We start from the raw sequence: 1,155 nt of genomic DNA on the forward strand, positions 1-1,155 counted from the left end.
ACGCGCCCCGCGTGACCAAAGGTCAATCCCATCCAGCTCTCTGCACACTCCCCAGGTGGTGCGTTACGGGGCGGACTATCTCAACCCGGGCGTTGAGGCCACAAATAACGGCAAGCCCGCCCCTAACGCACCCTACGCCTCTCCCGATTCCCGATTCCCGATTCCCGATTCCCGACTCCCGATTCCCGATTCCCTACTCCAAAAGTGCCGCATCAATTCCTAAAGCCTGAAGTTGTTCGGGACTCAGAGCCTTCAATTGTGCTACCAACTGTTGCCGCTTTTGTTGCTCCTGCTGGGCTTGAGCCTCAGCGTAGGCTGCCCGCTCCTTGCCAGTTAGTAGTAGATTTCCCTCTCGATCCCACCATCGCAACCAAGGTTGTTCGGCTAGACCGAGATAGGTGCCTTGCCATACCCCTAGTTCTACATTCATTCGATTAATGGGATAGTGGTTGCGCTGGTTGGGACTCATGCGCTCGTAGGTGCCATCTTCCCAGTGGTACACTTCCAACTCCCCGGTATTAATCATAAAGATGCCGTAGTAGGGAATGCGAAGAATTTTTTCGTATACCCAGAATTTCCCTGGTTTTTGAACAGTACCATCTACGGCTTGTAACGGTGTCCGATCCCGTTCTTCCGCACCTGTACCTGATGCAAACTCTAGGGCAATCAGAGGTGTTATATATTCCCGCCACAACACATAAGAGCGTCTAATCTGGCCATCAAGTCGGGGGGGCACGTCAGGCACATAAAACCAATCCGGGGCTTCTGCACCTTTTTCAGGAGGGGTGGTCTCCCGCCAGTAAATCCCACAATCTTGACCGATGGCATAGCGATTGTCCGGGTGAAGCTCTTGCAAGACTGGCTCGATGGAGTCAGTCAGAAGAATACTTTGGGGATGTTCCTGAAAGTTGTTGACAAAAGTTCCATCAGATTCCGGCAATTGGGTATGGTCTGGAAAAGGGCGCAGTTGTTCGTCGATGGTGGTGTTGGAGTGAACCATAGAGCTTGTAGGGTGTTGAGATAGGATCCCCCCTTAACAAGAGGGGAACCATCGCTCTTGTTTATCAAATGAGGGAGCTTGAGGGAGCTATAAAACCCCGTCCTCAAAAACGAGCGAGTCGTTCAGACGAGCAATGTTTTAGGGCGGGGATACAT

General features: G+C 52.2%; 1 protein-coding gene and 1 pseudogene. One reads left to right on the forward strand and one right to left on the reverse strand.

Annotated elements, in window-relative coordinates; all coding sequences use genetic code 11:
* A pseudogene (locus tag F6K38_RS42650) lies at window positions 1-223 on the forward strand (hypothetical protein); the annotation flags it as partial.
* Here F6K38_RS42650 and F6K38_RS42655 read toward each other — a convergent pair.
* Window positions 194-1,000 carry a Uma2 family endonuclease gene (locus F6K38_RS42655; RefSeq protein WP_287266474.1) on the reverse strand — a complete coding sequence of 269 codons (807 nt, stop codon included), beginning with the start codon at window positions 998-1,000 and terminating at the stop codon, window positions 194-196. The pseudogene F6K38_RS42650 and the gene F6K38_RS42655 overlap by 30 nt on opposite strands.
* Window positions 1,001-1,155: the final 155 nt, after the last annotated feature.

The organism is Moorena sp. SIO3B2 (assembly GCF_010692525.1).
In the GTDB taxonomy this organism is placed as follows: domain Bacteria; phylum Cyanobacteriota; class Cyanobacteriia; order Cyanobacteriales; family Coleofasciculaceae; genus Moorena; species Moorena producens.